Here is a 26,991-nt window from a genome sequence, read left to right on the forward strand (position 1 = left end):
GCGGCGCCAGAACCTAAATCTGGTGCGTCTACCAATTTCGCCACTCCCGCATACAAATTGTGTTGAGCTTGCGCTCGTATCAAATCATATTATAGATTTAATACTAAATAAATGGTGGCTACGACGGGATTCGAACCTGTGACCCCATCATTATGAGTGATGTGCTCTAACCAACTGAGCTACGTAGCCACTGAAGGAGCGCAACAATATAAACCAATTTTGCCACTCCCGCATTTTATTTTCTAAATACTTTCAAAAAAGCACTTAGAAAATGGTGGCTACGACGGGATTCGAACCTGTGACCCCATCATTATGAGTGATGTGCTCTAACCAACTGAGCTACGTAGCCATAATATTCTATGAAAAGCGAAACGCTTATTTTCAAGAACGGAGCGCATTATGCGGATATGGCCTTACAGCGTCAATAGTTTTTTTGAATATATTGGCTGAAATTGGCTGTTCGTGTTTTTTTTAAACAAAGCGAGCTATTTCTAAATGAAAGCGTGTCTCAAATCACCCAGAGTTCTTGTTTTTAAGTGGGTAAAATAGAGCATAGAAAAAAGGCCAATCAAAAATGATTGGCCTTAAATTACCACTTGTTTGGTTTAGACGTTGAAGCGGAAGTGCACTACATCGCCATCTTTTACTATGTAGTCTTTACCTTCTAAGCGCCATTTACCGGCTTCTTTCGCGCCAGATTCACCACGGTATTGGATAAAGTCATCATAGCCCACCACTTCTGCACGAATAAATCCACGTTCGAAGTCGGTATGAATCTTACCCGCAGCTTGAGGAGCAGTCGCGCCAACTGGGATGGTCCAAGCTCTCACTTCTTTTACACCAGCCGTAAAGTAAGTGTGAAGAGTTAGTAACTCGTAACCAGAGCGAATTACACGGTTAAGGCCTGGCTCTTCAATGCCTAGATCTGCCAGGAATTCGTCACGATCTTCATCGTCAAGCTCTGACATTTCAGCTTCAATTGCCGCACAAACCGGTACAACGACGTTGTTCTCTTTTTCTGCGTATTCACGAACAGCATCAAGATGAGGGTTATCATCGAAACCATCTTCATTCACATTGGCAATGTACATGGTAGGTTTTAGCGTTAAAAAGTTAAGATAGGCAACGGCTGCTTTTTCTTCTTTCGCTAACTCAACGGTACGAGCCGAACCGCCTTCAGTAAGTACTGGAAGCAATTTCTCTAGCACGGTGATTTCAAATTTTGCGTCTTTATCGCCACCTTTTGCGCGTTTCGCTTGGCGTTGAATAGCACGTTCACATGAGTCAAGATCGGCTAATGCAAGTTCAAGGTTAATCACTTCAATATCGTCTAATGGAGAGACTTTTCCTGATACATGGACGATGTTTTCATTCTCGAAACAACGCACAACATGACCAATCGCATCCGTTTCGCGGATGTTGGCAAGAAATTTATTACCCAAACCTTCGCCTTTAGAGGCACCAGCAACGAGACCAGCAATATCAACAAATTCCATTGTGGTCGGAAGTATGCGCTGAGGATTAACAATTTCCGCTAATGCATCGAGACGTAAGTCAGGCACAGGAACGATCCCTGTATTTGGCTCGATAGTACAGAAGGGAAAGTTTGCCGCTTCGATACCGGCTTTAGTTAACGCATTGAAAAGTGTGGACTTGCCCACATTTGGCAATCCTACGATGCCGCATTTGAAACCCATGACAGTAAACCTTATTCCGCTTTGAACGTATGTAAACGATTTTGAGCTTTGGAAAGCCCATCTTTTAATAAAATATCTAAGCAACGTACTGCTTCGTCAACCACAGCATCAAGACACTCTTGTTCTTTGGTTGGTGCTTTACCAAGTACGTAGCCTGCGACTCTATCTTTATGCCCCGGATGGCCAATGCCAATTCTGAGACGATAAAAGTCTTTGTTATTCGCAAGCCGGCTAATCGTATCCTTGAGGCCGTTATGACCACCGTGACCGCCGCCTTTTTTAAACTTTGCCACACCAGGAGGGAGATCTAACTCATCGTGAGCGATCATGATTTCTTCTGGTTTGATTTTATAAAACGTTGCGAGAGTGCCAACGGACTTTCCCGACAGGTTCATAAAAGTGGTTGGAATCAATAAACGTAATTCTTCACCATTGATAATCAATCGTCCAGTTGCACCAAAAAATTTGGGTTCAAGTTTTAATGGGGTGTTGTGCACCCTAGCTAACTCTTCTACCACCCATGCACCCGCATTATGCCGCGTACGTGCGTATTCTTGGCCAGGGTTGGCTAATCCTACAAGCAGTTTGATTTTTTGACTCACCGTTCGGTCTCTAACAATTTAAAAAGCGCGGTATGATATCACAGAATGTAACGAGTAGGGGAGTGTCTGTTTTGGATATAGAGAGCAAAGAAAAAGGCGCATAAAGGTTTCCCTTATGCGCCTTCCAAATATCAAAGTGGCAAATTAATTGAACATTGCCGAGATAGATTCTTCATTGCTAATACGACGAATCGCTTCAGCAAGCATTGTAGATAGTGTTAGTTGGGTTACTTTACCTGTTGCTAGCATTTCTGCTGATACAGGAATGGAGTCAGTTACAATAACCTGATCCAAAACAGATTCACCGATATTTTTCGCCGCATTACCAGAGAAAACAGCGTGTGTTGCATAAGCGTAAACTCGCTTCGCGCCGCGCTCTTTTAGGGCTTCAGCGGCCTTACATAATGTTCCACCGGTGTCGATCATATCGTCAACAATTACACAGTCTCGGCCTTTAACATCACCAATAAGGTTCATTACTTCTGATACATTAGCGCGTGGACGGCGCTTGTCTACAATTGCAATATCAACATCATCCAAGGCTTTTGCGGTTGCTCTAGCGCGAACAACACCACCTAAGTCAGGCGATACAACAACAGGATCTTCTAGACCACGTACTTTCATATCTTCAAGTAGAACAGGTGTACCGAAGATGTTATCAACGGGTACGTCAAAGAAACCTTGAATTTGCTCAGCGTGCAAATCAATGGTTAAAACGCGGTCTACACCAACGTTTGACAAAAAGTCAGCGACGACTTTTGCAGTAATGGGTACACGAGCAGAACGCACACGGCGATCCTGACGAGCATAGCCAAAGTAAGGGATAACAGCAGTAATACGACCTGCGGAAGCTCGGCGCATCGCATCAATCATTACAACGAGCTCAATTAAGTTGTCGTTGGTTGGGGCACAAGTAGATTGAATGATGAATACATCACTGCCACGTACATTTTCATTGATTTGCACTGCTATTTCTCCATCAGAGAAACGATTAACAGTAGCATCACCAAGTGAAATATACAGGCGTTCAGCAATACGTTTGGCTAGTTCAGGCGTTGCGTTACCAGCAAATAGCTTCATATCAGGCACGGTGGAAACCTCGGGGTTGCGTCCAGTTTTTAGTGTGGTTGTGTGGTGGCAATTCATTGTGTCACCAGAGTCTTTTTCAGCGGAGATGTATTTCGCCCTTGGGCTACAAATGCTGTGACTCCGTCAGGTAATTTGGCGAGAATGTTATTGGCTTTCTCTTGGCTATCGAATTCAGCAAAGATACAAGAGCCTGTTCCCGTCAATCTTGACGGGCCGTATTGTAGCAGCCAAGAAAGTTGCTTATCAACCTCTGGATACAGTAATTGTACTATTTTTTCGCAATCGTTTTCATAGGGAGTATTGAGAAGCTCTGCCAACTCACGCTTGGGCGTGTTTCTAGTTAATTGAGGGTGAGAAAAAATCTCGGCAGTCGAAATACTTACATTGGGTCGAATAACAAGATACCAGGGCTCCTCAGGGGTGATGAAGGAAAGCTTTTCACCGACACCTTCAGCAAAAGCGGCATTCCCATGAATGAAAATTGGAACGTCGGCTCCAAGAGTTAAGCCTATTTTCGCCAATTCTTCATCATTTAAGTTCGTCTGCCATAAGTGGTTCAACGCCACCAATGTCGTTGCGGCATTCGACGATCCACCACCGATACCACCGCCCATCGGCAGCTTTTTTTCGATATTAATGTTTGCCCCTAGCGAGCATCCCGTTTTCTCTTTTAATGCCATTGCAGCGCGCCAAATCAAGTTGTCTTGCGTTGCAACGCCTTCTAACTCAGGGGTGATTGTAACTTCATTACGTTGAGTGGGGGTGATGAAAAGCTGGTCGCTGTAATCGAGGAATTGAAACAAGGTTTGTAATTCGTGATAACCGTCATCTCTTTGCGCCGTAATATAGAGGAATAGATTCAGTTTAGCGGGTGATGGCCATTGGGTTGTGGATGATTGCATTTATTCAATTGTCCATTTTGTAATTTGGAGATTAATTTTAATGTCGTCTTGGGTAAGCTTTAGCAAACTTGGCAACGGAAGTTTACTGTCGCCATCGGTAATATCAGAGTAACGTAGATAGTCCACCTGCCAGGTACGCTCAGCAACACTCGTGGTTTGACTGGCGAGCGTATTGGTTTCTAGTAATGTGTAGTTGTTTTCGATGTCTATCGTTACTGCGCCTTTTAACCATTGTGGCAGTTGTTCAAGGGGGACAACCAAACCAGTCAGTTGATAAAGTAGGCTAGCGCCATCTGCCGCCTGAAATTGATCGCCTAAATAGGTTTCAATGCTGGTCTCTTCAGGTGTCATTGTAAGTTTTAATAAGGTTTGGCCAAATAAAGAGGTCAGTCTAAGCTGGGTTCTCTCTTCTTCTTGTTGCCAAAAAAAGGTCATTGAACGCCGTTCTTCGGGAGATATAAACCCTAATTTCCCTGTGGCCTTGTAATGTTTTAGATTGGTTAAACGTTGTTGGTGCTGCTGCCATTCAACATTGGTCGAATCGTCTGGAAGTTGAGCACAGCCAAACAGGAGAATTGTTGTAATAACAATAAGAACATAACGTTTTAGCGGTAACTTAACAGTACTAATAAACATCAATTTTAGTTCTCTTTTATCAATTTTAGGTATGAGAGAATGGGTGTAAAACGCGACTAACTATACCATCCAAATCACGAACTAAGGAAAACAAATCCTTTCAGTGCTTTCAATCACTAGGGGCATACAGTAAAATTCCCGCTTTAATTCTAACCTTGTTACCAGAGTATCCTCACACCATGTCTTTGCTTGTTATTGGAATCAACCATAATACTGCCCCACTCGAGCTTCGAGAAAAGGTAGCATTTGGGCCCGATAAGTTACGTAAAGCACTTTTGGAATTGTGTGCAAGAGAATCGGTGAATGGCAGTGTTATTGTATCGACTTGTAACCGCACCGAGCTTTATTGTACGGCAAAACGTTGTACCAAAAATCAGATTATTGATTGGTTGTCGGAGTTTCATCAGGTTGATGCGACCCTTTTGCGCCCGAGTATTTATGAATATGAAGAACAGGCCGCCATTCATCATTTGATGCGAGTTGCCTGTGGTTTAGATTCATTGGTATTAGGTGAGCCTCAAATCTTGGGACAAGTGAAACAAGCGTTTTCTGAATCGCGCGAGGTCAATGCTGTCGATTCTACCATGGATAAATTGTTTCAAAAGACGTTCTCTGTTGCTAAGAGAGTAAGAACTGAAACCGAAATCGGTGGTAGTGCAGTTTCTGTTGCCTATGCCGCTTGCACGCTTGCGAAGCATATTTTTGAGTCTTTGGAACAATCGACAGTGCTGTTGGTTGGTGCTGGAGAAACCATAGAGTTGGTGGCAAAACACTTAACTTCGAATGGGTGCACCGACATGATTGTGGCAAATAGGACGCGAGAGCGAGCGTTGGGTATGGCGCAAGAGTTTTCGGCGGAAGTGATCAGTTTACAAGAAATTCCAGAGCATTTAGCCAGAGCGGATATCGTAATTAGTTCTACGGCGAGCCCTTTGCCTATCATTGGAAAAGGCATGGTTGAAAGTGCGATCAAAGCTCGTCGTCATCAACCTATGTTATTTGTAGATATTGCCGTACCTAGAGATATTGAGGCTCAGGTGGGTGAATTACCTGATGTCTATTTATACACAGTCGATGATTTGCAGTCGATTATTGATAGCAACTTGGAGCAACGTAAGGTGGAAGCGGTTCAAGCCGAGGCGATCATTACTGAAGAAAGTACCGCTTTTATGAGTTGGATGCGATCTTTGCAAGCGGTAGACAGTATAAGAGAGTATCGCGAACAATCGAACGAATTGCGTGAGGAATTGTTGGCGAAGAGTCTACAAGCTCTGGCTTCAGGTGGTGATGCCGATAAAATTATGAATGAGCTCAGTAATAAGCTGATGAATAAGCTGATTCATGCCCCAACGAAAGCGATGCAAGTTGCTGCAGAACAAGGCGAACCTGCCAAATTAGCCGTTATTCGGCAAAGTTTAGGTCTAGAAGATCTATCTTAAATACATTTATTGAGTAAAAAGAAGAATCTATGAAAGCGTCGATTATTACAAAGCTTGAAACGCTGGTTGAGCGTTATGAAGAAGTGCAACACTTATTAGGTGATCCTGATGTTATTGGCGATCAAAATAAGTTCCGAGCTTTATCGAAAGAATATGCTCAGCTCGAAGAAGTCACTAAATGTTTTCAATCTTATCAGCAAGCTAACGAAGATTTAGAATCTGCTGAAGAGATGATGAAAGAAGATGACGCTGAAATGCGTGAGATGGCGCAAGAAGAAATCGTTGAAGCAAAGGAGACCATTGAGCGTCTTACTGATGAGCTTCAGATTCTATTACTACCGAAAGATCCCAATGATGACCGCAACTGTTTTCTTGAGATTAGAGCCGGTGCGGGTGGAGATGAAGCTGGAATCTTTGCGGGAGACTTGTTCCGCATGTATAGCCGATTTGCTGAGAAGAAAGGATGGCGCATAGAAGTCATGTCGAGCAACATTTCTGAGCAAGGTGGCTACAAAGAGATGATTGCAAAAGTCAGTGGTGATGGTGCTTATGGCGTACTGAAATTTGAGTCAGGTGGGCATCGTGTGCAACGTGTTCCTGAAACTGAGTCTCAGGGCCGTGTCCATACTTCGGCATGTACCGTTGCAATCATGGCTGAATTACCAGAAGCAGAAATTCCTGATATTAAAGCAAGTGATTTGAAAATTGACACATTTCGTTCATCAGGAGCAGGTGGGCAGCACGTAAACACCACGGATTCTGCTATTCGAATTACTCACCTTCCTACGGGCACAGTGGTCGAGTGTCAAGATGAACGTTCACAACATAAAAATAAAGCAAAAGCGATGTCGGTGCTTGCTGCTCGAATTGCTCAGGCTGAAATTGCTAAGCGCGCTGCTGAAGTGTCGGATGCGCGCCGTAATTTGTTGGGGTCGGGCGATCGCAGTGACCGTATTCGAACGTATAACTACCCACAAGGTCGAGTGTCTGACCACCGAATTAACTTAACCTTGTACCGCCTGTCTGAAGTGATGGAAGGCGATCTCCAGTCGTTAGTTGATCCGATTATTCAGGAGTTCCAAGCAGACCAACTTGCCGCTCTGTCGGAGCAAAATTAAGGTAATGTTGATAACGGATTCGATTGAGTCGCTAATTAGTCAAGCCGAAGAGCGCTTTACTAAAAGCGGCAGCAATTCTCCCCAGCTCGATGCTGAAGTCTTGCTTTGTCACGTTATCGATAAACCTCGTTCGTATCTTTTTACCTGGCCGGAACGATGTATCGAAGACGGTCAGCTCGAGAGCTACCAAGCTTTAGTTCATCGTCGTGAGCAGGGAGAGCCGATTGCATACATTGTGGGCAGCAGAGAGTTTTGGTCTTTGCCACTACAAGTGTCACCTTCAACACTCATTCCACGGCCTGATACAGAACGCTTGGTCGAACTGGCGTTGGAAAAAGCGACGCAAACAGAAGGCTCGTTGCTGGATTTAGGAACAGGCACTGGGGCCATAGCTTTAGCCCTCGCTTCTGAATTACCATTTCGTCAGGTCGTCGGTGTCGATTATCAACCAGAGGCGGTCGCACTAGCGAAAGCTAATGGTGAGCAGTTGAATATTAAAAATTGTGAATTCGTTCAAGGTGATTGGTTTGGCGGAATAGAATCTGGTATGAAGTTTGCTGTCATAGTTTCTAATCCACCCTATATTGATGCTGGAGATCCTCATCTATCGCAAGGCGATGTGAGATTTGAGCCAGCCTCGGCACTGGTTGCTGAACAGAATGGGTTAGCGGACATTGTATTCATAGCGAAGCAATCGAGTCAGTTTTTGCTTGAGGGTGGCTGGTTGTTGTTTGAACATGGTTTTGAACAGGGCTGCGCAGTGCGAGATATTCTTTTAGAGTTAAATTTTGACAATGTTACAACCGAAACTGATTATTCAGGGTTAGATCGAGTGACATTGGGGCAGTATAAGGTTAATTGAAAGTATGTATTTAGTTGTTAAAAATTTTCATATGGTGAGTGTCACCATTAGTGTTTTGTTGTTATGTTTTCGTTTTGCTTTGATGTTATTTGACTCACCCTTACTTCAACGTAAGTGGCTAAAGGTGGTTCCTCATATTATTGATACACTATTGCTTGCATCGGGACTTTATTTAATTCACTTAACTCGTTTTATTCCGTTTACCGCTGCCGCGCCATGGCTTACTGAGAAGCTAGTGTGTGTGGTGGTGTACATTATTTTAGGTGCTTTTGCATTGAAATATGGACAAAATAAAACGGTACGTACGTTTGCCTTTATTGGGGCATTAGGTTGGATTGCGACAGCGGGTTACCTCGCGGTAGTAAAACTTCCTATTTTTATTCAATAACAGTGAGTGATGATAAATATGCTTGAGTTATTTGATGAAGATTTTGATGCCATGGAGTTGGTGGACGGTGCGCTGATTCTGAATCATGCGGTCGATCCAGAAACGGATGTTGAATGGAGTAAACGGGAACTTGACCGGCTATTGGCAGAAGCTGAGCAAGAGTTAGCCCATGAAACTCACACTCAATCTAGAGTCGATGCTTTTCTGCGTTTGTTTTATCACCAATGGAAGTTTCATGGTGATCAAGATGCTTTTTTCCATTCAAGTAATGGTTTTATCGATAAAGTGTTAGAAGAAAAAAGAGGGATTCCTCTTTCTTTAGGCTCACTATTATTGTTCTTTGGACGTAATTTAGGGCTTCCATTTTCTCCGGTCATGTTTCCGACTCAGTTTTTGGTTCGAGTGGACTGCGCTGATCAACCGCCAATGTTTATCAACCCATTTTCTGGAGAATACGTTTCAAAACACACATTACAAGCATGGTTAACGGGTCATAAGGGGCCGTTAACTAAGCTGAAAAATGAAGATACGCAAATCGCTGATCATCCGACCATTATTGGTCGCTGGTTGGCATTGCTAAAAAGTTCTTTATTGCGAGAAGAGCGCTTTTTATTGGCTTTGCGTTGCACTGATATTGCGCTTTCATTTGTTCCTTATGATCCACATGAAATTCGAGATCGTGGTTATATTTATCAGCAGTTAGAGTGTCACCATGTTGCTTTGACCGATTACCGTTATTTTGTTGAGAATTGCCCTGATGATCCAGGCGCAGAACTACTTAAAAACCAGATTAGCGTACTAAGCAATAGTCAGGTTACGCTACATTAATTAATTCGAGAAAGAGAGCTTAAGATGGAACAGAAAATAGTTTCGGTTGATGGAATTCCGGTAGCAAACGACAAGCCTTTTACGTTATTTGCCGGTATGAATGTATTGGAATCTCGTGATTTAGCCATGCGAATTTGTGAGTATTACGTTGAAGTGACAACTAAACTCTGCATTCCGTATGTTTTTAAGGCTTCGTTCGATAAAGCGAATCGAAGTTCTGTCCATTCTTATCGTGGTCCTGGCCTTGATGAAGGGATGCGTATTTTTGAAGAACTTAAGAAAGAATTTGGCGTAAAGATCATTACAGATGTTCATACCGAAGCCCAAGCTCAGCCAGTTTCTGAAGTGGTTGATGTGATTCAACTTCCTGCGTTTCTTGCGCGTCAGACTGATTTGGTTGAAGCAATGGCAAAAACCGGTGCGGTCATTAATGTGAAGAAACCTCAATTTATGAGCCCAGATCAAGTGGGAAATATTATTGAGAAGTTTGCGGAATGCGGTAATGATAACATTATTTTATGTGAGCGCGGCACATGTCATGGCTACGATAACCTTGTTGTCGATATGCTTGGTTTTGGTGTAATGAAAAAATCATCTCAAGGTTCACCGATTATTTTTGATGTGACCCATTCTCTTCAGATGCGAGATCCTTCTGGAGCTGCATCAGGCGGACGTCGTGAGCAGACAGTTGAACTGGCTAAAGCAGGCTTGGCGACGGGGATAGCAGGGTTATTTATTGAAGCTCACCCAGACCCTGATAATGCGAAATGCGATGGGCCTTCAGCGTTACCACTCGACAAACTTGAACCGTTCTTAGTACAAATGAAATCGTTGGATGATTTAATTAAAAGCTTTAAGCCTATCGATATCCAATAATTGATTTGATATCAGATAATTAAATTTCTTATCGAATTTAAAAGCACAGACTGAGGTGACTCATCTGTGCTTTTTTCTGAATAGAATTTTCATAAAGTGCTTTTCACAGCAAATAGAGTTGCTTACACTGGTTTATTAAAGTAATTACTCTCATTTAATTATAGCGCTAAAATGTCGGCGTAAGGAAAAGGAAGTTGCATGAATAAGGTATTCAAAATAAGTGCGATCACGGCGTTACTCGCATCAGCAATTACAGGATGTACTAGTACTCCAGAACATATGTGGGAGCCTGATACTACCTATCAACTAACAGTTCTGCATACTAATGACCATCATGGCCGCTTTTGGCAGAACCGCCATGGCGAGTACGGTATGGCAGCTCGTAAGACATTGATCGATCAAGTTAGATCAGAAGTTGAAGCGGCGGGTGGCAGTGTCTTGTTGTTTTCTGGTGGCGATATTAACACCGGTGTTCCTGAATCCGATCTTCAAGATGCCGAACCTGATTTTAAAGGTATGAGTCTGATTGGGTATGACGCAATGGCGTTAGGTAATCACGAATTTGATAACCCATTATCAGTATTAGAAAAACAACGTTCGTGGGCAAACTTCCCAATGTTATCTGCCAATATCTATGACAAGGCAACCGGCGAACGCTTGTTTAAGCCTTATGAGATATTCGACAAGCAAGGGGTTAAAATTGCCGTTATTGGGTTGACGACGGAAGACACGGCTAAAATTGGTAACCCTGAATTTATTAGTGGCTTAGAGTTTCGCGATCCTAAAGTAGCAGCTAAAGAAGTTATTGAAGAACTTGAAGCGAATGAAAAGCCAGATCTTATTTTTGCAGTAACCCATATGGGACACTACCAAAATGGTCAATTTGGTGTAAACGCTCCGGGTGATGTGACTCTTGCTCGCTCGTTGCCAAACGGTGCATTGGATATGATTGTTGGCGGTCACTCTCAAGACCCAGTGTGTATGGCAAGTGAAAACGTTGCTGATCCAAATTTTAAGGCGGGACAAACTTGTGTTCCTGATATGCAAAATGGAACCTACATCGTTCAAGCCCACGAATGGGGTAAGTATGTCGGCCGTGCAGATTATGAATTCCGCAATGGCGAGCTGTCTTTGGTCAATTACGACCTAATTCCGGTCAACTTGAAGAAGAAAATCAAAGTTGACGGTGAGTCTAAACGCGTTCTTATTCAAGACGAAATTGAGCAAGACTTAGAATTACTTGGATTTTTAACGCCGTATCAAGAAAAAGGGCAAGCTGAACTTGGGAATAAAGTTGCTGAAATAGATGGAAAATTGGAGGGCGATCGTAATGTTGTTCGCTTCTCTCAAACCAATTTAGGTCGCTTAATTGCTCGTGCTCAGCAGGAAAGATCGAAAGCCGATTTCGGTGTAATGAACTCTGGTGGAGTGCGTGATTCGATTGAAGAAGGGGATGTGACGTATAAAGATGTCCTTAAGGTTCAGCCGTTTGCTAACCAAATTACTTACGTTGATATGAGTGGACAAGAGGTTCTCGATTATCTTAATGTCGTTGCCATTAAACCTGTCGACACCGGAGCATATCCTCAATTTTATGGCATTGGTATGACGGTTACAGCTACTGGCGTTAGTGATGTTAAGGTTCAAGGCGAGCCGCTAGACTTGACTAAACAGTACCGCTTCTCGATTCCTAGCTTTAACGCAGCCGGAGGTGATGGTTATCCTAAGCTAACCTCGCACGCTGGTTATGTTAATACTGGGTTTGTCGACGCAGAAGTGCTGAAACAATACCTCGAGTCACACTCTCCAATTCAAGTTTCTGATTACGAGCCTCAAGGTGAGATGACTTACAACTGGTAAGGTAAATAGTTAGAGTAAGAGAGTTCAGAGTGGTGGCGAAAGTCCCACTCTGATTTTTTATAGGAGCACATCATGACCCCCGCAATTAATCTCGCGAAAAAGAAGAAAATAGCATTCAATGTTCTTCAATATAACCATGACCCCAAGCATTCAAGTTATGGTTTGGAGGCTGCTGAGGTGTTGGGGCTTGATCCAAAAAGGGTATTTAAAACCTTACTATTTGCACTAAATGGTGAGCCAAAGCGCTTGGCTGTGGCCATTATTCCCGTCGAGCAAAAACTCAACCTTAAACTTGCGGCAAAAGCTGCAGGTGGCAAAAAAGCGGAGATGGCTGACCCAATCATTGCTCAGAGCGTCACCGGCTATGTGCTTGGTGGTATTAGCCCGCTCGGACAGAAGAAGCGTTTGCCGACGTTCATTCATTCAACGGCCACTGAATTTGAGAGTATTTGTGTTAGTGCGGGTAAACGGGGTTTAGAAATTGAGCTTTCGGCAAATGACTTAGCGACCTTGGTTCAAGGATCTTTTGTCGATCTGTGCCTTTAGTAAGACCAAAAAAGGCCCTTAACGTTAAGGGCCATCATAAAAATAAATTATTTCTGGTTATTACTCTAATTACAGAGCGTTACTCTTCAATTTGAGCATTATCAACAACGTGGTTTTCACCGATATCATCAGGTAGCACAAGATTTAGAACAATCGCAACGATACCGCATAAACTCACACCTTGTAGGTTGAAGTCACCGACTCCAAACGCCATCCCACCGATACCAAACACCAATGTCACAGCAACAATTACTAAGTTACGAGATTTGTGCAGGTCGACATTATTTTTGATCAGTGAGTTGAGACCGACTGCGGCAATAGAACCGAATAGCAAAATCATAATCCCACCCATTACTGGTGTTGGTACTGTTTGCAATATTGCTCCTAGTTTACCCACTAACGCTAGGACGATGGCACAGATAGCAGCCCAAGTCATAATGACAGGGTTAAAGGCTTTAGTTAGCATTACGGCACCCGTTACTTCACTGTATGTCGTATTCGGTGGCGCACCGAGAAAAGCGGCAGCCATTGTTGCAACACCGTCGCCAGCAATAGTGCGGTGTAAGCCAGGTTTTTTCAGGTAATTTTTACCGGTTACATTCGAAATCGACAGAATATCTCCGACGTGTTCGACAGCAGGTGCAATAGCGACTGGAATCATAAACAGAATGGCATTGATGTTAAATTCTGGGAAAGTAAAGTTTGGAATTGCAAACCAAGCTGCTTGCGTAACAGGCTCAAAATTAACCACACCGAAAACTAAACTTAAAAGGTAACCTGCGACAATACCGCCGCAAATAGGAAGTAACCTCAACATGCCTTTGGCAAATATACTAATAAATATTGTGGTTAAGAGAGAAACAACAGAAATCCACAAAGCGATGTCGCCTTCAACGAGTTGAACCGACCCATCACTCGTTTTACCTAATGCCATATTTACTGCAACGGGTGCTAACCCTAAACCGATGACCATGATGATTGGCCCCACAACAACTGGAGGCAATAGTTTGTGGATAAATCCTTCACCTTTTAATTTAATCATGCCACCAAGAACGACATATATAAGGCCAGCGGCAACTAAGCCTCCCATTGTGGCGGCAACACCCCAAGTTTGTGTTCCGTACATAATGGGAGCGATAAAAGCGAATGAGGATGCTAAAAAAATGGGAACCGTGCGACGCGTTATAAATTGAAATAAGAGAGTACCTAAACCGGCGCCGAATAGAGCGACATTAGGATCAAGACCTGTCAGTAATGGAACGAGAACTAAGGAACCAAATGCAACAAATAGCATCTGAAATCCCATGAGAGTGTTTTTCATTATTTTCCCCAAGTAAGCAAATTTCACGAATAGTATCATTACTTTTAAGGGCTTCTATTATTCTGTCTCAAATATTTTACGAATTGAATGAGGGAAATGACATACATGATATGGCGAAGGAGCGAAGTTGTTCTATTTGTTTGCGGTTTCTAGTCTATTTCGGCCATTATGTTTAGCTTTATATAATGCTTGATCTGAAGATGAGTACAGTAGATCGACGGTTGAATTCTTGTTGGTGAGTTTAGAAAGACCAATACTAATGGTGAGCTTAATTTCGATGCCATCGAAAATAAAAGTATGCTGGCTGATGGCTAATCGGAGCTCATTTAGAGCATTGATAGCGTCTTCCATTGAAATATTTGTCATTAAGATTGAAAACTCTTCGCCGCCCATACGCCCTACTAAATTAGGAGCCTTAAAATAATCAGAGCATTTCTCAGCAACGTTTTTCAGTATTCTATCCCCAATTGGATGGCCGTATTTATCGTTGATGCTTTTAAAGTGGTCTAGATCTATTAGAGCCATAAACAACTGAGTATTATTTTGTTTTGCTCGAACGATTTCACCTTGAGTAGAAGATAAGAAATAGCGTCGGTTATACAAACCGGTTAAGCCATCTTCATTGGCTAACTGGTTGAGTTTATTCTCCAGATCCACTCGACGAGCAATTTCTTGCTCAAGATAAGCTCGTTCGTTGATAAGCTCCATATTTTGTCGATTAAATTTCTCCGTGTATCGAGCTCGATAGTATTCAAGCCAACAAGTGATCAATAGTATGGTGAGATAACTTGCGGCAAATCTTATTTCAAAATTCACAGAAGCAGCGGAATCAATATCCTTATCTAATAGCACACCAATGAGAATAGAGGCTAGCAGTAGCAGACTCCAACGAACTCCAACTCGATTTCCAAATAGAAAAATACTTATTAAAGGGTATGTGTAGCACCATAAAATTTGCCCTTGGCTCAAATCACTCCAAACAGTGATGAGAAAGAGCATTAATAAATATAAGAAATTATTAAAGTGATAAATGTAGGTTAGATTTAGTTTTCTTATGATGCCGATGATGCTGACAATCATACAAAATGCAAAAATACCAGACACTGTGGCAATATGCACATTGTCTATTAATACGTTTTTGATGATGAAACCAACAGTAATAGGCGTCGATAATACAATCAGCCATATATAGTGGTTTAGGCGAAGCTTGTCGTTCGTACTGGCACAATTACACCGTGCAACAAGACGATCGACCACTTTTTGACCTTGGGTTAAAAGTGACAGCATTAAATAACAACCCTAATCTAAACGTATTGGTATATGGCTGAAACAATAGCCATATAAGTAATACCATTAACTATAGTAGAATTATATGGTTAGCGTAATAACTCAAAAATTAAATTTGAACTAGAGTCCGCTATTTTAATGAATGATGTCTGTTATTACGTCGAGTCGTCTAGGGTTTGTTAGTGAACAAAGCCTTCTCATTTTTCTCGACCTGAGACAGCTTGGTGAGTTTTAATCCCAATTCTCTTCCTCGATGGCGTGCATAATAGATATTCGCGACAAAACTTAATGACGTTAGAAGTAATTCTACAAATGCCAGTAGACGTTCGCCTTCATCGAGGTAAATCATACTTAAGGCGTGGAGAAAATAGAGCATTAATACAAAATTTGCCCATGCGTGTGTATAAGGCTTACCTTTAATTATTCCGATTAAAGGAAATAGTAAAGGAATCAACCATGCGATTGCGATACCCCATGGCGATATTTGTTGATGTGGGGCTAACCATAAGTGCCATAAAATGACCCATAGTGTTAATCCTAAATAGGATGTTAACGCGAGTATCCGCCATGCTTTGGTTTTATCTGACATCGGTATCACTATGTACTTCCCTGTAATTTTAGGGTTATGTTGGCCAAACGTTTCCCTAGTTGTTGAGCTAAGTTTCGCTCATGTTGATCTAAACTTTCGTTACCATTGTCTAAACTACTTGCCCCATAAGGTGTACCACCGGTTTGGGTTAAATGAAGACTTGGTTCACTGTATGGAATGCCGAGTATGATCATACCATGGTGTAGAAGTGGCAATTGCATACTAAGCAAGCAACTCTCTTGCCCACCATGTAAGGAAGAGGACGATGTAAACACAGCGGCAGGTTTATCAATGAGATCGCCACTAAGCCAAAGAGATGATGTGCTATCCCAAAAGTGCTTCATCGGTGCAGCCATATTACCAAACCAAACAGGGCTACCCATTGCCAACCCAGAACAGTTTTTTAGCTCATCGAGTGTGGCCGGTGGATCAAACTCATCCTTTCCATTTGAGTCAATATCCGCAACGGTTCTAAGTGCCGCGCGACACCCCTCAACAGACTCGATTCCTCGAGCAATGTGACGAGCCAGTTGGCGCGTGGAACCGTGGCGGCTAAAGTAGACCACTAATATGGTGTGACTCATAAAATCTCTAGAACACTTTCAGGCGGTCGGCCAATACGAGCTTGTCCCTGACTGACAACGATAGGTCGCTCAATTAACCTTGGATGTGACACCATTGCGTTGAATAGATCGGCATCACTAATTGTGGAATCTTTTAAATTAAGTTCCTGATATTCTTTTTCTTTGGTTCTCATCATATCTCGAACTTGAGTTAATCCAAGTTGTTGATAAATAGTCTGAAGTTGCTCAACCGTTAACGGAGTATCAAGATAAGTGATGATTTCCGGTGCAATGTCTCGGGCTTGCAATAACGTTAAGGTTTCACGGCTCTTTGAACATCTTGGGTTATGATAAATAGTCACGGACATAGATATTGCCTCTTATCGTATTGTTCATTATTAGTGGTTAATTCTTCAACGTAGAATAGTGTTCACGTTGGATTAATAGTTGGTCTATTCGAGCATCGTAACGTGCTTGAGTTAGACTACCTAGTTCGGTCAACTGACTCGCCTTAGTATAATACTGTATCGCTTTATTCCAATCAGCTTTTAGTGCAAAAAGTTCAGCGCGAGAGGCCAACTCTTCTTTTTCATTTCCTAAATGGTTATTGGCTTCAGCCAAAAGTTGCCATCCGATTGTGCTATTAGGGTCATCGTGGGTGTAGCGTTGTAATAGTTTAGCGGCTTCTTTGTAGTTTTTCTTTTGCATCAACACGTTAGCTAAATTTACTGTCAAGACGTTATTTTTTGGTGATTGAAGTAGGGCTCGATTAAGCATTTGAATGGCTTGGTCGTATTTTTCTTCAGCAATGTATACATCGCTGATGGCATCAAGGTAAAAATGATTGCTTGGGTCGTTACTAAGCAGTTTTTTTAATATTGCTTCTGCTTGTTCGGTTTTTTTTGTATTGAGATAGACCAAGGCTTCACCGTAGGCCGATGCGGTTGATAACTGTGCTTGATTCTTTTTTTTCTGCCTAGCGAGCCAATCTAAGGCGTTCGTTGTGTTTAACCCTGAATATCGCACGACTACACGGGCTCGAGCCAACTGAAATTGCAGGGACAGCGGTGGATTTGTTTGCGGATAATTCGCCGATCTTGATCGGCTATCGGTGATGCGAGAGTCCGGCAAGGGGTGTGTCAGCAACATTGCCGGTAACGTACTTGAGTAGCGGTATTCATCGGATAACCGTCCAAAGAAGGTTGGCATTGCTTGAGGAGAAAATCCGGCTTTTGCAAGTGTGTCTATCCCAAAGCGATCCGCTTCTTTTTCATTTGCTCTGGTATAGTTGATAGCACTTTGCATTGAGCCTGCTGTAGTGGCAGTAAGCGCGGCAACACCGACCTGTGGAGCGGCAATAGCGAGTAACAAAGACCCTGCAAGAGCAGCCATAGTTGTTGCAGAACGGTTAGCTTGGCTTTCCATACTCCGAGCAAGGTGACGTTGAGTGACGTGTGCGATTTCGTGAGCCATCACCGAGGCGAGTTCACTCTCTGAACGCGTATAGCGAAACAGTCCAGTATGCAGTGCGACGTAACCGCCAAAGAAAGCATAAGCGTTAAGCTCGTTGTTTCGAACCAAGATAAATGTGAATGGCGTTTTGACATCGTCTGCATTAGCCACCAACTTATGGCCAAGTGTTGATATATATTCAGATAGAACCGGATCTTCTATTAGTGGTTGATTGCCACGTAGAACTCTCATATAGGCATCACCGTATAAGCGTTCTTGATCGATCGTCAGTGTCGAACTGGCGACGGTTCCAATATCAGGTAAGTCTATATCATTTGATGCATGGAGTGGTTGAAGTAAACTCGCTGCAACTAACATTGAACAGACCGAATGTTTCAGCTTCATCATTGACCTTAAAAGATGGTTTGAGACTAACGCTAGTCAGACAGAGGGAATCATTAATGGTTTCATTTTCTTACGTTTGGTTTACGATAATCGATTGTTACAAAGTGATAAATGAAATTCTGTTTAATCATAGCTGCAATATCGATAATGTGTGGCGTGCAGATTAAAACGATATACAATACTCAAATATTCAACTCAAAGAGACTGCATGAAGCCGGTAACCCTTGATTTACGAGAACAACGTTGCCCATTATCTCTTTTGCTCGTAAAAAGGGAGTTGAAGATGATACCAGAGGGAGAGAGTTTACGTATTTTGATTTGTGATGAAGCGTCATTTCGTGATATTCAAAGGTATCTTCAACGTGACTATGATTCTACACGTAGTAGAGTGGTAAGTGATGGCTTTCAAATTGACGTAACAAAGGAAGTGAATTAAATGTTCGAAATGCTAGTTCGGTGGTACAAACGGCGCTTTTCTGATCCCCATGCTGTGAGTTTATTTGCCATCCTGTTTGTTGGTTTCTTTACTATTTATTTCTTCGGTAGCTTGATAGCACCTCTCTTGGTTGCAATTGTCTTAGCTTACCTGCTTGAACGTCCTGTCGCGAAGATGGTGTCTTTTCAGGTTCCGAGAACGTTAGCTGTATTAATCGTGATGTTAATCTTTACTGGCGTTATGTTAATTGCCATATTCGGCCTCGTGCCTACGATTTGGCAGCAGGTTGGAAACTTGATTAACGATATACCGAGTATGTATAGCGAGTTACAAGCTAAAATCGTTGTTCTTCCTGAAAAGTACCCTGAACTTGCGAATCTTCAGATTGTTGAATCAATCATGACAAACGCGAAAAACCAGCTGATCTCTATGGGAGAAAGTGTGGTTAAAGGATCTCTTGCTTCCCTTGTTAGTATTGCGACTCTATCCATTTACTTAATACTGGTTCCACTGCTGATGTTCTTCCTTTTGAAGGACAAACGGCAGATGATGAAGTCAGTCAGTAACGTTATGCCAAAAAATCGAAAGCTTGCTGATAAAGTCTTAGTTGAAATGAATCAGCAGATTTCCAATTATATTAACGGAAAAGTGTTGGAAATATTGATTGTAGGTGGCGTTAGCTACATTACGTTTGCCATTCTTGATTTGCGATATTCAGTACTTTTAGCAGTTGCGGTTGGATTTTCAGTGCTGATTCCATACATTGGCGCGGCAGTAGTTACGGTTCCTGTTGCTATCGTCGGGTTATTTCAGTGGGGCATTACGCCAGACTTTTATTGGCTCTTAATTGCATACGGAATTATTCAAGCCCTTGATGGTAACGTATTAGTGCCCGTGTTGTTTTCCGAAGCGGTTAATCTTCATCCAGTTGCTATTATTGTCGCGGTATTGGTCTTTGGCGGCATGTGGGGATTTTTAGGTGTGTTCTTTGCTATTCCATTAGCGACATTAGTCAAAGCCGTCTGGACTGTTATTCCAAGTAATGACGACGAGCCTGAAACGGCCTAAAATCCTATTGATTAATTTATAAACTACGAAATTTAAGTCTATATTGTATATATAGGCTTAAAGTTATTGGCAATATTGCCGATATCTTAAAAGGTCATTTTATTGTGTGAATTTTTCCACATTTGGTGTTTTAAGAGGTCGTATGAAATTTAGTCACAAAATCGTTGCCGCGTCTTCCGTTCTATTGTTTACCACAGTTGCGCTATTGTCATTCCAGCAACAATATACCGTTAAAAATGAAATTGAGTCGATGGTTAATAGTAACGTCGAAGAAATGGTTGTTGGTATATCAAGGACCATGACAGCCAGCATCGACAGTAAAAAATCCCTTGCTCAATCTGTTGCGGATACATTAGCTCTCGCACCGAATGACCGAGAATATGTAAGTAACATATTAGAAACCCCTCAAATTAAGAGCAGTTTCCTTGGAGCCGGGTTGGGCTATCAATCTGATGGTCGAGTGGTTGAAAACTTTGATAACTGGACTCCTGGAGATGATTACGATCCTCGTCAGCGCCCTTGGTATATTGATGCTAAGCAGAAAGGTAGCATAATGCTGACTCAGCCTTATATGGATGCTGCCTCAAATCAGATGATTACGTCCATTGGTGTACCAGTGAGTGATAAAGGTTCTTTTACTGGTGTAATGTTCTTCGATATGGACCTTTCAAGTTTATCTGAACTCGTTAACTCAACCACGATGTTTGATTCGAGTTACTTGTTTATTGTTACTAAAAATGGCATCACAATTGCTCACCCTGACCAAGAAAAAAATGGGCAAGAGTTGTCGAGCTATTTACCACAATTGCAAATAAAAGAAGGCATGCAGACGGTCGAAGTCGATGGGGAGACCTATCTTGTAGATATCACTTTGGCCTCGAGTGAAGGTTGGTATGTTGCTGCGGTTGTGAATGAATCAGTAGCGTTCAGTACGTTGGACGCGTTGAAAACCAGTTCTATCATCTACACTTTAGTTGGCTTTGTATTAAGTGTGATTGCGCTAATGTTTTTGCTGAATGTTCTAATGAAACCTTTAGGCGCATTAAATCGGGCAATCAAAGATGTGGCATCGGGTGAGGGTGATTTAACCAAACGTTTAGACACCAATACAGATCAAGAGTTTTCGGAGTTGGCTCAGGCATTCAATGAATTTACTCAATCACTACAAGGACGAATTCGTCAATCAAAAGAAATTAGTGGAGAGCTGCATATCGGAGCCGATACCATTTTAGATAGCTCAGAAACATCGGCTAAAGCGGTGGACTCTCAAATGTATGAGCTAGAGCAGTTGGCGACCGCAATGAATGAAATGTCGGTCACGGCTTCGGAAGTCGCGGGGCATGCTCAACAAGCTGCTGATGCTGCTAAATTAGCGGATGATGCGACGATTGAAGGCGAGAAAATGGTAGAGACAACGACCAACTCAATCTCGACTTTATCAGAGCGAATCGAACAAGCAGTACAACAGGTTAAAGGTTTGGAAAGTGCAACGACAGACATAGAAACTGTGCTAAAGGTGATTAATGATATTGCCGATCAAACCAACTTATTAGCACTGAATGCTGCGATAGAAGCGGCGCGAGCAGGTGAATCTGGACGAGGCTTTGCTGTGGTAGCAGACGAAGTACGGACGTTAGCTTCCCGAACTCAGGAATCTACGACGGAAATTAAATCGATGATCGAACAGCTACAACAGGGATCGTCAGCGGTATCGTTAGCTATGTTGGATAGTCAAACCACAGTTTCAGAAGCGGTCGAACACTCTGCCGAGGCCGATCGAGCTCTTGTGAGCATTCGTGAGTCAATTAGTCAAATCAGTGATATGAATATTCAAATTGCGTCAGCAGCAGAAGAACAAAATGCTGTGGCCGAAGAAATTAACGCAAACACAGTGAAGATAAAAGATATTGGTACTCAAGTGAGTGTTCAAGCCAATGATGTTGCTCAAGCTATTCAATCTCAGGTAAATCAAGTTCGCGAGCAAGAAAAATTACTCAACACCTTTGTTGTGTGATGATTGTTCGCCTTTGATATATCATCCTAAGTGTGGGGTTATGCCTAAACTAAAAAACGCCAGTCTTGGCGTTTTTTATTATTTCTTTTCCATGAATCGTGGTGGTGGAACGCGTAACAGGGATTATTGATTTAAATAATCCAACACCACTTGATGATGGTCTTTGGTTTTAAACTTGTTAAATACATGTTCAATCATGCCATTTTCATCAATTAAAAAGCTGATTCTATGTAAACCATCGTAGACTTTTCCCATAAATTTCTTCTCGCCCCAAACGCCAAAGGCTTCGGCAACTTGGTGATCTTCATCTGAAAGTAGTGTGAAATTAAGGTTGTCGCGTTCAATAAATTTACCCAAACGCTTTACAGGATCAATGCTGACACCAAGGACAACGACATTTTTATCGTCTAGTTGCTGTTTAACATCTCTCATTCCTTGAGCTTGCACCGTACATCCCGGTGTCATGGCCTTAGGGTAAAAGTAAAACACGACCTTTTTTCCTTGAAAGTCAGATAAACTGACGGTATTGCCATCTTGATCTAATAGGGAAAAATTTGGGCAAGCAGCCCCAGCGGTTAAGGTGTTCATTTTGGCTTCCTTTTTAATAACTCAATTGAGCTAGTTGCTCTTCTTTATTTCTGATTAATCTTATCACAGCTTGAGCCGAGAGTTTCAGATGGGATAAGGGAATATTTATGTTTAAAAAGCACAAACAATCAAATGAGTGCAGTATGGCTTGGTTTAATATATCGGAAACGACAACAGGGAAGAGATATGAAGTACTTAAGCAAAATTCAGAAAGGCGTTGATTACATTGAGGATAACTTAGACAAGCCTCTCGACCTAAAGTCTGTTTCAGCGCATGCCAATATGAGTCACTGGCATTTTCAACGTATTTTTAAAGGCTTGACGAATGAAACATTAAAATCGTATGTGCGCTCAAGGCGCATTGCAAACTCGATGGACAGTTTATATAACAAAAACTTGTCGATCTTGGATGTGGCCATCGCATCTGGTTTTGAGTCTCATGAGGCTTATACCCGAGCATTTAAAAAATTATTTGGCTATTCACCGAGTGAATATCGTGAACGTTCGAGCCAATCATTGATTATGAAGAAGGCACGCTTTGATAACGAATATCTTAAAAACCTAAACCAAAATTTAACCTTAGAACCTAGAATTTACACGTCTCAGTTGAAGCAACTTGTTGGCACTAAGATTGAAGTTATTGGAATCGAGTCTGAAAAAACGAATATAGCCGAGAAACTTCCGAGTCTATGGCAGAGTTTTATTCCGAGACTAGCTGAGATCGAGAATCAAATTGAAGGAACTTGCTACGGAATTATTAGCGTAGAAGAAAACAAAGAGGGAGAGCAGAAATTGTTCTATACCTCTTGTGTTGAAGTATCAGAAATCGCATCTTTGCCAGAGGGGATGATTAGTCTTACGTTACCTGAGCAAAGATATGCTGAGTTTAAGCACAAAGGTCAGGTCAACACCGAGCATTTTAACCAAACCATAAGCTACATCTATTCTAGTTGGCTTTTGCGTTCAAACATGAAACACACATATGGACCAGATGTAGAAACTTACGGTCCAGAATTCCAATATCAGTCAGATAATTCAATCGTCTATTATGCATTACCGATAGACGCTATTTCGGCTTAGGAAAGCTTGTTTCATTATTTTATTAGTCCATGACTAAATTCGTCCATATTTCAGGGGTTTTGCTATGCCTTATGTTGAACTTGTTGCCATATTAGCAGTTTGCCAATTTTTATTTTTTGGTGCGATGACAGGCCGTGCCCGAAAAAAGACGGGCTTATTAGCCCCTGCGATTATCGGTGCGCCTGAGTTTGAACGGATGTATCGCGTACAAATGAATACATTAGAGTTATTGGTGGCATTTCTTCCTGCTTTATTTATCGCAGGAAAGCATCAAGATCCCATTTGGATGGCGGTTCTCGGAAGTTTTTACATCGTGGGGCGATTTATTTATTGGCAGGCTTATGTTAAAGCTCCAGCATCACGAGGAATCGGATTTATGTTGAGTCTAGTACCAACGTTATTACTCTGTGTTTTTGCGCTGTGTGGTGTATTAAGAGCACTTTAACTTTACGTCTTTAAGGATAAAATAATGATAACGTTATACGGTTTTGGCCCTAATCTAAATATCATAGACCCGAGTCCTTTTGTATTAAAAACGCATTTTTTACTTAAGGAATCCAAACTTGAATTTGACGTAAAAACTGGAACTAAGTACCTTCAAAAAGCCCCTAAAGGAAAGCTTCCTTTTATCGAAGATAATGGAAAAATTATTGCCGACAGTTTTTTTATCGAACGTTACCTTCGAGAAGAACGGAAATTTGATATCAATGCTCATTTAACTGATGAACAAAGTATGGCATCTGCTCTAATGTGTAGTGCATTAGAAGATCGTTTATATTGGTGTGTGGTTTATTTTCGTTGGGGTTATGAAAGTAATTGGCGAGTAATCAAAGACACTTTTTTTCAGATATGCCATTTCCTATGAACAAAATTATTCCCGCAGTGGCCAAGAAAGGAACTATGAAAGCACTTTATGGGCAGGGGATAGGACGACATTCACAAGAGGAAATATTACAAATAGCTGAGACACAGCTATCGGCATTGAATGAGTTCATTGGAGATAAGGCATATTTTTATAATGATAAATTGAGCTTAATTGACATTACCGCTTATTCAGTACTTGCTCAGATATTGCTAACGCCTTTACCTTCGCCTTTGGTTGAGCTTACCAAGCAACATAGTAATTTAGTACGATTCTGTAACGATATTCATCGCCAATACTATGCTTAAACCCAAATCGAGGGAATGTTGTTGGTTGATATGTCGGATTGTTCCATCAGTTAGATTTGTACAAAATAAAACGGAAAAGTGTAAGGATTTACATCATATCGGGCTCGACGATAAAAATTCAGCCAAATAAGTCAAATAAGCAGACGGTTTCGCTTGTTTTTTTTGACTTGCTTACAGTACCATGCAGGGAGTATCAACCTTGGGAGAAAGACATGTTTTCTGGAAGTATTGTTGCATTAATAACACCTTTTGATAGTGATGGCGAAGTAGATTACGCAAATCTCAAAAAACTCGTCGATTATCATGTTGAAGCAGGAACTGACGCGATTGTTTCTGTTGGGACAACTGGCGAATCTGCAACGCTGAGCAATGAAGAACATGTCAAAGTCGTATCGAAGACAGTTGAATTTGCCGATGATCGTATTCCTGTGATCGCGGGAACAGGGGCTAATGCCACCCATGAAGCGATTACTTTTACTCGTCTATTTAATAACACGGGTATTAAAGGGTGTCTGACTGTAACGCCTTATTATAATAAACCTACTCAAGAAGGAATGTTTCAGCACTATAAAGCCATTGCTAATGAAACGGATATTCCTCAGATTCTTTACAATGTTCCTGGTAGAACCGCGGTAGATTTGTTACCTGAAACCGTTGCTCGTTTGTCTGAAATACCGGTTATCGTAGGAATCAAAGATGCAACGGGTGATGTAAGCCGAGTGAAAATACATCGTGAACTTTGTCGTGATGATTTTGTCCTATTTAGTGGTGATGACCTTACAGGGCTTGAATTTGTCAAGCAGGGCGGAAATGGTGTCATTTCTGTGACCAATAATATTGCTGCCAAAGATATGGCCGATATGATGCGTTTAGCATTAAGTGGTCAGTTTGCTGAAGCGGAAGCTATTAATCAGCGCCTGGAAACTCTTCACAAAAACTTATTTGTTGAATCTAGCCCAACCCCAGTTAAATGGGCGGCACATCAACTTGGTCTGATCGAATGCAGTGATTTACGTTTACCACTAATGCCATTAACAGAGTCATCTCAACCTATCGTTGCTGAAGCACTTAAACTTGCTGGTATTGAATAAATATCTCTGCTGATAGTTCATTTTCCGAGGGTTCATCCCTCGGTTTTTATTTGGGAGTATGAATGAAATTTTCTTATCAGCTAATGGGGATATCCATTGCTGCATTGCTACTAACGGCGTGTACTAAATCTCCACTTGAGCGCAATCAAGCGAAAGATGATTTTGAGTATCTAAATACACCAGAATTTACTCAGTGGCAGACAAGTGATGATGCGGTCGCTCAATCTTATCGTCAATTTATTATCCCACGTGGAAATTTCTCTGGTGAAGTTGGAGGCGATCTTGATATTCGTCCCCCTCTTCAGGTATTAGAATTAGTACCGGGAATGATTGTGGATGAAGAACCTCGTGCGGTTACGCTATGGACAGCAAGGCCAGAACAATCGGATCAGCTGTGGGCCATATTGAAGAGCGAGCTCAATAAACACAATGCAACGCTAGTTGATAATTCTGATCGAGACTTGATTGGTAAAAATGTGACTTGGGTTATTGGTAATGAAGAAGGCCAAGCTATCGCCGATTATCAATTTACACGTATTAATTTCGGTCGTCGCTCTGGTGTTCGAATTGAGATCACTCAGCTAACGAATGATTTGAATTTACCAAGCCAAGACTTTTTGCTCGATCGCTATGCAGCGGCTATGGCCAACTTGCTAACAACAAATTACGATGCACAATTGCGCGCTGAAACTAAACGCCAAGCACTACGTTTAGGGCAAAATATTGTCTTTACTATGGGGACAGATAGAAATGCATTGCCAATTATCGTTGCTCGTACACCGTTTGATATCGCTTGGCATCGAGTTCCAACTATGATTGAGCAGTTTGGTTTTACCGTCACGGGTAAAAGCCAGTCGCAAGGAGAGCTAACGGTATTTTATCGTCCAGCTGATCAAGAAGTTTGGGATAGCCATAAAATTGAACCACTGACGATCGATCGCGGTAAGTATCATTTATTATTTGGTGACTTAGGGAATAGAACTTCAATTAATATTACCGACACCGATGGAAAGCTTCTTACTGAAGAGCAGTTAAGTGAGTTTATTCCAATGCTTAGTGCGACATCAAACAGCACAAATTGATA

At 41.9% G+C, this 26,991-nt stretch carries 29 protein-coding genes and 2 tRNA genes; 17 read left to right on the forward strand and 14 right to left on the reverse strand.

The genetic code is table 11. The features are described from left to right. Positions 1-112 precede the first annotated feature (112 nt). The 7 genes from ACWU4D_RS07535 to lolB form a co-directional block, all read right to left on the reverse strand. A tRNA-Met gene (locus tag ACWU4D_RS07535) sits at positions 113-189 on the reverse strand. An 83-nt stretch (positions 190-272) separates the two neighbouring features. Continuing rightward, positions 273-349: transfer RNA gene (locus ACWU4D_RS07540), tRNA-Met, on the reverse strand. A 256-nt stretch (positions 350-605) separates the two neighbouring features. After that, positions 606-1,697 carry a redox-regulated ATPase YchF gene (gene ychF, locus ACWU4D_RS07545; protein WP_456050797.1) on the reverse strand — a complete coding sequence of 364 codons (1,092 nt, stop codon included), beginning with the start codon at positions 1,695-1,697 and terminating at the stop codon, positions 606-608. Between the two features lie 11 nt (positions 1,698-1,708). After that, positions 1,709-2,299, reverse strand: a complete 591-nt coding sequence (pth, locus tag ACWU4D_RS07550; RefSeq protein ID WP_456050798.1) for an aminoacyl-tRNA hydrolase — start codon at positions 2,297-2,299, stop codon at positions 1,709-1,711. A gap of 144 nt (positions 2,300-2,443) precedes the next feature. Next, positions 2,444-3,388 (reverse strand): ribose-phosphate pyrophosphokinase, encoded by a 945-nt coding sequence (locus ACWU4D_RS07555; RefSeq protein WP_456051057.1) that lies wholly within the window; start codon positions 3,386-3,388, stop codon positions 2,444-2,446. A 53-nt stretch (positions 3,389-3,441) separates the two neighbouring features. Next, complete coding sequence (gene ispE / locus ACWU4D_RS07560; RefSeq protein ID WP_456050799.1) at positions 3,442-4,290, reverse strand: 4-(cytidine 5'-diphospho)-2-C-methyl-D-erythritol kinase; 849 nt, start codon at positions 4,288-4,290, stop codon at positions 3,442-3,444. Then, positions 4,291-4,926, reverse strand: a complete 636-nt coding sequence (lolB, locus tag ACWU4D_RS07565) for a lipoprotein insertase outer membrane protein LolB (protein WP_456050800.1) — start codon at positions 4,924-4,926, stop codon at positions 4,291-4,293. A gap of 179 nt (positions 4,927-5,105) precedes the next feature. On the opposite strand from lolB, the gene hemA reads away from it, so the two are divergent. From hemA to ybaK, 8 genes are all read left to right on the forward strand, one after another. Next, complete coding sequence (hemA, locus tag ACWU4D_RS07570) at positions 5,106-6,365, forward strand: glutamyl-tRNA reductase (protein ID WP_456050801.1); 1,260 nt, start codon at positions 5,106-5,108, stop codon at positions 6,363-6,365. Positions 6,366-6,394: 29 nt separating this feature from the next. Beyond that, positions 6,395-7,483, forward strand: a complete 1,089-nt coding sequence (gene prfA, locus ACWU4D_RS07575) for a peptide chain release factor 1 (RefSeq protein ID WP_456050802.1) — start codon at positions 6,395-6,397, stop codon at positions 7,481-7,483. Positions 7,484-7,493: 10 nt separating this feature from the next. After that, a complete protein-coding gene (prmC, locus tag ACWU4D_RS07580; protein WP_456051058.1) occupies positions 7,494-8,345 on the forward strand; it encodes a peptide chain release factor N(5)-glutamine methyltransferase in 852 nt (283 codons plus the stop codon). 4 nt (positions 8,346-8,349) lie between these two features. Continuing rightward, positions 8,350-8,733 (forward strand): SirB2 family protein, encoded by a 384-nt coding sequence (locus ACWU4D_RS07585; RefSeq protein ID WP_456050803.1) that lies wholly within the window; start codon positions 8,350-8,352, stop codon positions 8,731-8,733. Between the two features lie 18 nt (positions 8,734-8,751). Further along, positions 8,752-9,561, forward strand: a complete 810-nt coding sequence (locus tag ACWU4D_RS07590) for a SirB1 family protein (protein WP_456050804.1) — start codon at positions 8,752-8,754, stop codon at positions 9,559-9,561. A 24-nt stretch (positions 9,562-9,585) separates the two neighbouring features. Further along, positions 9,586-10,437 carry a 3-deoxy-8-phosphooctulonate synthase gene (gene kdsA, locus ACWU4D_RS07595; protein ID WP_456050805.1) on the forward strand — a complete coding sequence of 284 codons (852 nt, stop codon included), beginning with the start codon at positions 9,586-9,588 and terminating at the stop codon, positions 10,435-10,437. Between the two features lie 198 nt (positions 10,438-10,635). Next, the gene (gene ushA / locus ACWU4D_RS07600) at positions 10,636-12,297 is read left to right on the forward strand and encodes a bifunctional UDP-sugar hydrolase/5'-nucleotidase UshA (RefSeq protein ID WP_456050806.1); all 1,662 of its coding nucleotides are present in this window, start codon (positions 10,636-10,638) and stop codon (positions 12,295-12,297) included. 72 nt (positions 12,298-12,369) lie between these two features. After that, positions 12,370-12,843: a Cys-tRNA(Pro) deacylase gene (gene ybaK, locus ACWU4D_RS07605; RefSeq protein ID WP_456050807.1), complete on the forward strand. Its 474-nt coding sequence runs from the start codon at positions 12,370-12,372 to the stop codon at positions 12,841-12,843. A 79-nt stretch (positions 12,844-12,922) separates the two neighbouring features. Here the strand turns inward: ybaK and ACWU4D_RS07610 are convergent, their stop codons facing one another. From ACWU4D_RS07610 to bepA, 6 genes are all read right to left on the reverse strand, one after another. Then, positions 12,923-14,164, reverse strand: a complete 1,242-nt coding sequence (locus ACWU4D_RS07610; RefSeq protein ID WP_456050808.1) for a uracil-xanthine permease family protein — start codon at positions 14,162-14,164, stop codon at positions 12,923-12,925. Positions 14,165-14,296: 132 nt separating this feature from the next. Then, positions 14,297-15,451 (reverse strand): GGDEF domain-containing protein, encoded by a 1,155-nt coding sequence (locus ACWU4D_RS07615; RefSeq protein ID WP_456050809.1) that lies wholly within the window; start codon positions 15,449-15,451, stop codon positions 14,297-14,299. Between the two features lie 169 nt (positions 15,452-15,620). Further along, positions 15,621-16,040 carry a DUF2069 domain-containing protein gene (locus ACWU4D_RS07620; RefSeq protein ID WP_456050810.1) on the reverse strand — a complete coding sequence of 140 codons (420 nt, stop codon included), beginning with the start codon at positions 16,038-16,040 and terminating at the stop codon, positions 15,621-15,623. Positions 16,041-16,048: 8 nt separating this feature from the next. After that, positions 16,049-16,624: an NAD(P)H:quinone oxidoreductase gene (gene wrbA, locus ACWU4D_RS07625; RefSeq protein ID WP_456050811.1), complete on the reverse strand. Its 576-nt coding sequence runs from the start codon at positions 16,622-16,624 to the stop codon at positions 16,049-16,051. Then, positions 16,621-16,971 (reverse strand): arsenate reductase (glutaredoxin), encoded by a 351-nt coding sequence (arsC, locus tag ACWU4D_RS07630; RefSeq protein WP_456050812.1) that lies wholly within the window; start codon positions 16,969-16,971, stop codon positions 16,621-16,623. Before arsC ends, wrbA begins: the two co-directional genes overlap by 4 nt. Before the next feature lie 37 nt (positions 16,972-17,008). Next, the gene (gene bepA / locus ACWU4D_RS07635; RefSeq protein ID WP_456050813.1) at positions 17,009-18,463 is read right to left on the reverse strand and encodes a beta-barrel assembly-enhancing protease; all 1,455 of its coding nucleotides are present in this window, start codon (positions 18,461-18,463) and stop codon (positions 17,009-17,011) included. 205 nt (positions 18,464-18,668) lie between these two features. On the opposite strand from bepA, the gene ACWU4D_RS07640 reads away from it, so the two are divergent. The 3 genes from ACWU4D_RS07640 (at position 18,669) to ACWU4D_RS07650 (ending at position 21,978) form a co-directional block, all read left to right on the forward strand. Next, on the forward strand, positions 18,669-18,896 hold the full coding sequence (locus ACWU4D_RS07640; protein WP_456050814.1) for a sulfurtransferase TusA family protein: 228 nt from the start codon (positions 18,669-18,671) through the stop codon (positions 18,894-18,896). Beyond that, positions 18,897-19,964: an AI-2E family transporter gene (locus ACWU4D_RS07645; RefSeq protein WP_456050815.1), complete on the forward strand. Its 1,068-nt coding sequence runs from the start codon at positions 18,897-18,899 to the stop codon at positions 19,962-19,964. A 142-nt stretch (positions 19,965-20,106) separates the two neighbouring features. Continuing rightward, the gene (locus tag ACWU4D_RS07650; RefSeq protein WP_456050816.1) at positions 20,107-21,978 is read left to right on the forward strand and encodes a methyl-accepting chemotaxis protein; all 1,872 of its coding nucleotides are present in this window, start codon (positions 20,107-20,109) and stop codon (positions 21,976-21,978) included. Positions 21,979-22,101: 123 nt separating this feature from the next. On the opposite strand, the gene bcp is transcribed toward ACWU4D_RS07650, so the two are convergent. Further along, a complete protein-coding gene (gene bcp / locus ACWU4D_RS07655; RefSeq protein ID WP_456050817.1) occupies positions 22,102-22,566 on the reverse strand; it encodes a thioredoxin-dependent thiol peroxidase in 465 nt (154 codons plus the stop codon). A gap of 186 nt (positions 22,567-22,752) precedes the next feature. Here bcp and ACWU4D_RS07660 point away from each other — a divergent pair, with 186 nt between their 5' ends. The 6 genes from ACWU4D_RS07660 (at position 22,753) to bamC (ending at position 26,989) form a co-directional block, all read left to right on the forward strand. Further along, positions 22,753-23,646 (forward strand): AraC family transcriptional regulator, encoded by an 894-nt coding sequence (locus ACWU4D_RS07660; RefSeq protein WP_456050818.1) that lies wholly within the window; start codon positions 22,753-22,755, stop codon positions 23,644-23,646. A 64-nt stretch (positions 23,647-23,710) separates the two neighbouring features. Further along, complete coding sequence (locus ACWU4D_RS07665; protein ID WP_456050819.1) at positions 23,711-24,091, forward strand: MAPEG family protein; 381 nt, start codon at positions 23,711-23,713, stop codon at positions 24,089-24,091. Between the two features lie 24 nt (positions 24,092-24,115). After that, positions 24,116-24,511: a Tom37 metaxin N-terminal-like domain-containing protein gene (locus ACWU4D_RS07670; RefSeq protein WP_456050820.1), complete on the forward strand. Its 396-nt coding sequence runs from the start codon at positions 24,116-24,118 to the stop codon at positions 24,509-24,511. Then, on the forward strand, positions 24,508-24,816 hold the full coding sequence (locus ACWU4D_RS07675; RefSeq protein ID WP_456050821.1) for a glutathione S-transferase C-terminal domain-containing protein: 309 nt from the start codon (positions 24,508-24,510) through the stop codon (positions 24,814-24,816). Before ACWU4D_RS07670 ends, ACWU4D_RS07675 begins: the two co-directional genes overlap by 4 nt. 212 nt (positions 24,817-25,028) lie before the next feature. Further along, on the forward strand, positions 25,029-25,907 hold the full coding sequence (gene dapA / locus ACWU4D_RS07680) for a 4-hydroxy-tetrahydrodipicolinate synthase (protein WP_456050822.1): 879 nt from the start codon (positions 25,029-25,031) through the stop codon (positions 25,905-25,907). Positions 25,908-25,969: 62 nt separating this feature from the next. After that, positions 25,970-26,989 carry an outer membrane protein assembly factor BamC gene (gene bamC, locus ACWU4D_RS07685; RefSeq protein ID WP_456050823.1) on the forward strand — a complete coding sequence of 340 codons (1,020 nt, stop codon included), beginning with the start codon at positions 25,970-25,972 and terminating at the stop codon, positions 26,987-26,989. Positions 26,990-26,991 lie beyond the last annotated feature (2 nt).

The organism is Vibrio phycocola (assembly GCF_053850235.1).